This is a genomic window from Streptomyces sp. UNOC14_S4 (assembly GCF_020740835.1).
In the GTDB taxonomy this organism is placed as follows: domain Bacteria; phylum Actinomycetota; class Actinomycetes; order Streptomycetales; family Streptomycetaceae; genus Streptomyces.
In genome coordinates, this window is the sequence record NZ_JAINFC010000455.1 from 1 (window position 1) to 6,184 (window position 6,184).

At 69.6% G+C, this 6,184-nt stretch carries 5 protein-coding genes, 1 tRNA gene and 1 pseudogene; 1 reads left to right on the forward strand and 6 read right to left on the reverse strand.

Translation table 11 applies throughout. From position 1 onward, the window contains the following. Nucleotides 1-162 precede the first annotated feature (162 nt). The 6 genes and pseudogenes from pth to K6I34_RS29395 all read right to left on the reverse strand — a co-directional run bounded on the left by pth (nt 163) and on the right by K6I34_RS29395 (nt 4,744). A complete protein-coding gene (gene pth / locus K6I34_RS29370; protein ID WP_229330485.1) occupies nt 163-753 on the reverse strand; it encodes an aminoacyl-tRNA hydrolase in 591 nt (196 codons plus the stop codon). Nucleotides 754-848: 95 nt separating this feature from the next. Continuing rightward, nucleotides 849-1,127 (reverse strand): annotated as a pseudogene (locus K6I34_RS29375) (50S ribosomal protein L25); the annotation flags it as partial. A gap of 205 nt (nt 1,128-1,332) precedes the next feature. After that, entirely contained in the window at nt 1,333-2,310 is a 978-nt protein-coding gene (locus K6I34_RS29380) for a ribose-phosphate diphosphokinase (protein ID WP_116212181.1), read from the reverse strand. A gap of 73 nt (nt 2,311-2,383) precedes the next feature. Then, a complete protein-coding gene (gene glmU / locus K6I34_RS29385; RefSeq protein WP_229330487.1) occupies nt 2,384-3,850 on the reverse strand; it encodes a bifunctional UDP-N-acetylglucosamine diphosphorylase/glucosamine-1-phosphate N-acetyltransferase GlmU in 1,467 nt (488 codons plus the stop codon). A gap of 116 nt (nt 3,851-3,966) precedes the next feature. Next, nucleotides 3,967-4,037: transfer RNA gene (locus tag K6I34_RS29390), tRNA-Gln, on the reverse strand. 11 nt (nt 4,038-4,048) lie between these two features. Then, nucleotides 4,049-4,744: a hypothetical protein gene (locus tag K6I34_RS29395; RefSeq protein ID WP_229330488.1), complete on the reverse strand. Its 696-nt coding sequence runs from the start codon at nt 4,742-4,744 to the stop codon at nt 4,049-4,051. A gap of 156 nt (nt 4,745-4,900) precedes the next feature. Between K6I34_RS29395 and K6I34_RS29400 the strand changes: the two genes are divergently transcribed. Further along, the coding region (locus tag K6I34_RS29400) for a sensor histidine kinase (protein WP_229330490.1) at nt 4,901-6,184 on the forward strand (1,284 nt) is incomplete at its 3' end.

The window sequence follows — 6,184 nt, forward strand, 5'->3', positions numbered from 1 at the left end:
CCCCCGAACCCCCACGGGGGCTCCGCCCCTCGACCCCGTAAGGGGCAGCGCTGCGGTCGGGCGCGCCCCGTCAGGGGCGCGGGGAACTGCGCGACCAGCCGTCGACGGCCCGCAGACGCGCGCCGAGCGCAAGAGGCACCCCGGTGGGCGCACCCCCCCGGACTACGAGTTGTAGAAGGACTGCGCCCGCTCCAGCCCATCCACGATCAAAGACTCAACGGCATCGGCGGCCCGGTCCACCTCGAAGTCGAGGCCCTTCCGCTCCGTCGACGAGAAGTCCTTCAGCACGAAGTCGGCGACCTGCATACGGCCGGGCGGGCGGCCGATGCCGAAGCGGACGCGGCAGTAGTCGGGGCCGAGAGCCTTGGTGATGGACTTCAGACCGTTGTGGCCGTTGTCGCCGCCGCCGAGCTTGAGACGGAGCTGGCCGAAGTCGATGTCGAGCTCGTCGTGGACGGCGACGATCCGCTCGGCGGGGACCTTGTAGAAGTCGCGCAGGGCGACGGTCGGCCCGCCGGACAGGTTCATGAAGGACATCGGCTTGGCGATGACCACCCGGCGGCTCGACGGACCGGGGGCGCCCAGCCGTCCCTCCACCACCTGCGCGCGCGCCTTGTGCGCCTTGAACTTGCCGCCCATGCGCTCCGCGAGCAGGTCGGCGACCATGAAGCCCACGTTGTGCCGGTTGCCCGCGTACTCGGGCCCGGGGTTGCCGAGGCCCACGATGAGCCAGGGGCTGGAGTCGTCCGTCATCCGCATATCTCCTTCATACGCCAACCGCCGTCCCGCTCCGGTGGAGCGGGACGGCGGCGGAGGCGAAAAACCGGCGAGGATCAGGCCTCGGCGCCGACGACCAGCAGGTCGAGGTGGACCAGGAAGCCCTTCAGCGCGTCGCGCTGCACGTCCTTGGGGACGACGATCTCGGTGCGGCCGTCGATGTCCAGGGCGATGCGGACGCCCTGGTTCTTCAGCGCCATCATGGTCTCGTGGCCCGGCAGGGTGACGTGGACCGGCTCGCTGCCCTGGCCGTAGACGACGGCGGGAACCTGGCCGGCGACACGGGCGCGGCGAGCGAAGCCCTTGCCGAAGTCGCTGCGGAGCTGAGCGGGGATCTTGACCTCGGACATCTGCACTCCTCGTAGATGAGAATCGGATCTGACAGCCGTTACCCGGCCTTCTACAGACCTGCTACGAAGAGCGCGTCGATAACGGACCGCCGCACACAAAAGGTGCGGCCTCCCTCGCCGAGCAACTCCAGGAGTCTACCCGGCGGGGAGGCCGCCCAGAAATCGATCAGTCAGCGTGTGGCGTGCTGACTACCGACTGACTGACTTACGCCTGCTCCTCGAAGAGGCTCGTGACCGAGCCGTCCTCGAAGACCTCGCGCACGGCGCGCGCGATCGTCGGGGCGATCGACAGCACCGTGATCTTGTCGAGCTCCAGCTCACCCGGCGTCGGCAGGGTGTTGGTGAACACGAACTCGCTCACCTTGGAGTTCTTCAGGCGGTCCGCGGCCGGGCCGGAGAGCACACCGTGCGTGGCGGTGACGATGACGTCCTCGGCACCGTTCGCGAACAGCGCGTCCGCGGCGGCGCAGATGGTGCCACCGGTGTCGATCATGTCGTCGACCAGGACGCAGACGCGGCCCTTCACGTCACCGACGACCTCGTGCACGGTGACCTGGTTGGCGACGTCCTTGTCACGGCGCTTGTGCACGATCGCCAGCGGCGCGCCCAGACGGTCGCACCAGCGGTCGGCCACGCGCACGCGGCCGGCGTCCGGGGAGACGACGGTGAGCTTGTCGCGGTCGACCTTGGCGCCCACGTAGTCGGCGAGGATCGGCAGCGCGAACAGGTGGTCCACCGGGCCGTCGAAGAAGCCCTGGATCTGGTCCGTGTGCAGGTCGACCGTGAGGATGCGGTCGGCGCCGGCGGTCTTGAACAGGTCCGCGACCAGGCGGGCCGAGATGGGCTCACGGCCGCGGTGCTTCTTGTCCTGGCGGGCGTAGCCGTAGAACGGCACGACCACGGTGATGGAGCGGGCCGACGCGCGCTTCAGCGCGTCGATCATGATCAGCTGCTCCATCACCCACTTGTTGATGGGAGCCGTGTGGCTCTGCATCAGGAAGCAGTCCGCACCGCGGGCCGACTCCTGGAAGCGGACGTAGATCTCACCGTTGGCGAAGTCGAAGGCCTTGGTCGGGACCAGGCCGACGCCCAGCTGGTGCGCGACCTCCTCGGCAAGCTCGGGGTGGGCGCGGCCGGAGAAGAGCATCAGCTTCTTCTCGCCGGTCGTCTTGATCCCGGTCACAGCACATTCTCCTTGGATGTCGCTTTGTGTGCGCTTATCACGGTACGCCCCGCACGACGGACCCGTGTCACGGTCACTGCTCGGCGTCGGCTTCCGGGTGTTCCTGCGAAGCGGCGGCAGCGGCCTGCGCGGCCGCGCTTCCGGGGCGCTTGCGGGCGACCCAGCCCTCGATGTTCCGCTGCTGACCTCTTGCGACGGCCAGCGAACCCGGGGGCACGTCCTTGGTGATGACCGAGCCGGCGGCGGTGTAGGCGCCGTCCCCGATCGTGACCGGCGCCACGAACATATTGTCCGAGCCGGTCCGGCAGTGCGAGCCGATCGTGGTGTGGTGCTTCTTCACACCGTCGTAGTTCACGAAGACGCTCGCGGCGCCGATGTTCGTGTACTCGCCGATCGTGGCGTCGCCGACGTAGGAGAGGTGCGGCACCTTGGTGCCCTCACCGATCACCGCGTTCTTCATCTCGACGTACGCGCCCGCCTTGGACTTGGTGCCCAGGTCGGTGCCGGGCCGCAGATAGGCGAACGGGCCGACGACGGCACCATCGCCGATCCGGGCGCTGACGGCCACGGTGTTGTCCACCCGCGCGCCCGCGCCGACGGTGGTGTCCGTCAGCCGGGAGTTCGGGCCGACCTCGGCGCCGGTGGCCAGGTGGGTCGCGCCCAGCAGCTGGGTGCCCGGGTGCACGATCGCGTCGCGCTCGAAGGTCACGGTCACGTCGACCAGCGTGCTCGCCGGGTCCACGACCGTGACGCCGTCCATCATCGCGGCGTGCAGCAGGCGCTCGTTGAGCAGCTTGCGGGCCTCGGCGAGCTGGACGCGGTTGTTGATGCCGAGGATCTCGCGGTGGTCGCCCGCGACGGCGGCGCCCACCCGGTGCCCGGCCTCGCGCAGGATGCCCAGGACGTCGGTCAGGTATTCCTCGCCCTGGCTGTTGTCCGTACGGACCTTGCCGAGGGCGTCGGTGAGCAGCTGCGCGTCGAACGCGAACACCCCGGAGTTGATCTCCCGGATGGCGCGCTGCTCCTCGGTGGCGTCCTTGTGCTCGACGATCGCGGTGACGGCGCCGGTCGCGGCGTCGCGCACGATGCGGCCGTAGCCGGTGGAGTCGGGCACCTCGGCCGTGAGCACCGTCACGGCGTTGCCGTCGGCGGCGTGGGTGCCCGCGAGGCGCGTGAGGGTCTCACCGGTCAGCAGCGGGGTGTCGCCGCAGACGACCACCACGGTGCCGTCGAGGGTGGTGCCGCTGTTCGACAGCTCCTCCAGACCCATGCGGACGGCGTGGCCGGTGCCGTTCTGCTCGTACTGCACGGCGGTACGGACGGCCGGGTCGATCTCCGCCAGGTGCGCCGAGACCTTCTCGCGCTCGTGCCCGACGATCACGACGAGGTGCTCGGGGTCCAGCTCGCGGGAGGCGGCGACGACGTGTCCGACGAGGGAGCGCCCGCAGAGGGCGTGCAGGACCTTGGGGGTCGCCGACTTCATGCGGGTGCCCTCACCCGCTGCGAGGACGACGACGGCTGCCGGGCGGTTGGCGCTCACGGGTGTGCCCTTCGGCTTCGAGTGGTGGACATCCGAAGGATACCGGTGCGTATGAGGGGTGACATGCGAGCGGGTCCCGACCTGAGGGTCGGGACCCGGAGTATTCGAACTTTGAGCTCCCGGGGAAGGAATCGAACCCTCATTCAATGGACCAAAACCATTTGTCCTGCCTTTAGACGACCCGGGATGGTTCGTCCGCTATGTCCGATTCTCTTGATCGGTCGCGCGTGCAGCACCCACTATGCCGTACCACCAGCCCTCAATGCGACGGTACAAGTCGGCACTGCCCAGAACGCGGACCACCAGACATCCCCGGTAGTTCTCTCCGGTGTTCTTGCGGACAGTCTTCGGGTTGTGTTTCTTGAGCGTGGTTTTACCGAAGGAGCCGACTCCCGGGCCGACGTGTTCGGCCCAGAAGTGCTCGACTGTGGCGACGTCGGCGGACTCGTGGACCATGACGTGAAACTTGAGGCGGCTTGCCTCGACGCCGAGCAGGTGCAGCCAGGCCAGGTAGAGCGTGATCATGTCGGGGTCGCTGTTGATGAAAGTGACGCGTTCGCTGGGCCGGTGTTCCTTGCTCTTGGAGCCCTCGGACCAGTACAGCGCCACTCCGACGAGGAACAATTCCCGATCGGTGAGGCTGCCGATCTCGCGTCGTGCGGCGTTCGTTGTCTTCTCGCGCTCCAGGTCACGCGCCTTGCGGTGCGGCTCCCAGCGGGCCTCGCGCATCGAGTGCATCTGCTCCGCAGTCTTCTGTGGCTTCGGCAAGTCCCTCACCCACAGAGACACCGAGCTCTTCGCCACCCCCAGCTCCGCGACGATCTCGTCGTACGTCCTCCCCGCTCGCCGTAACTCACGGGCGCGGGCCTGGAGCTCCGTCTTTGCCTGAGTCATGGAACACAGCCTTGTCGTACCCACCCGTACATGTGACGAAAATCAGGTCGATTCAACAGTTCAGGGGACATCAGTCCATTTCACCTGCACTCTCCCAGGCATCGTGCTGCCGCACGTACGGGAAAACCGGTGGCGGGCGCCCGTAGTCTGGGTGGTATGACCACAACGGGGGCAATCGCGGAGGCGGGCGCGCGGGGCGCGCCCGCCGGTCCGTGGTGGTGGGAGCGGCGCCGGAGCATGGCGCTGGACGTGGTGCTGGCCCTGCTGTCGGCGCTGGAGTGCTCGGCCGAGGGGACCTCTTTCGCGAGGGACGCCGGGCTGCCGGAGGTCGTCGGCATCCTGCTGGGCTGGGTGGCGGGCAGCACACTGCTGCTGCGGCGGCGCTGGCCGATAGCCGTGGTGCTGGTGTCGGTCGCGATCACGCCGGCCGAGATGGGCATCCTGCTGACCGTCGTCGGCCTCTACACGATGGCCGCGTCCGAGGTGCCGCGCAGGCTGACGGTCGTGCTGGCCGGGGTGTCCGTCCTGGGCACCTTCGTCGTCACGTTCGTGCGCTTCCAGCAGAGCATGACGGAGGGCAATTACCAGCCCGGCGCCGTGGCGGGCGCGGTCTTCTCGGCGCTGATGGCGCTGGGCGTCACCGCGCCGCCGGTGCTGATGGGCCTCTACGTGGGCGCGCGACGCCGTCTCGTCGAGAGCCTGCGGGAGCGGGCCGACGGCCTGGAACGCGAGCTGTCGCTGCTCGCGGACCGCGCCGAGGAGCGCGCCGTCTGGGCGCGCAACGAGGAGCGCACGCGCATCGCGCGCGAGATGCACGACGTGGTGGCGCACCGGGTGTCGCTCATGGTCGTGCACGCGGCCGCCCTCCAGGCGGTGGTGCTCAAGGATCCGGAGAAGGCCGCGAAGAACGCCGCCCTCGTCGGTGACATGGGCCGCCAGGCCCTGACCGAGCTCCGCGAGATGCTCGGCGTGCTGCGTACGTCCTCCGAGAGCGAGGGCCCGGCGGCCGCGCAGCGGCTGGCGGAGGTGGCCGCCGAGGCGTCCGCGCGGGTGTCGGAGAACTCGGGAAGGGCGGAGCGGGCGGCGGCGCCCGTCGTCTCCGCCGTGGACGGCGACGGCCCGCGCCTGGGCGGCCTGGAGGACCTGGTCGGGCAGTCGAGAGCCGCGGGCATGGCCGTGGAGCTGCGGGTCGAGGGCGAGGAGCGCTCGTACGGGTCCCGGGTGGAGAGCACGGCGTACCGCGTGGTGCAGGAGGCCCTGACCAACGTGCACAAGCACGCGCCCGGCGCCGAGGCGGTCGTCCGCCTGGCGCACCGCGACGGCGAGGTGGCCCTCCAGGTCGAGAACGGCCCGTCGGGCGGCGGGACGGACGAGGGGCCGTGCCTGCCGAGCGGGGGGAACGGGCTCGTGGGCATGCGGGAGCGGGTGTCCGCGCTGGGG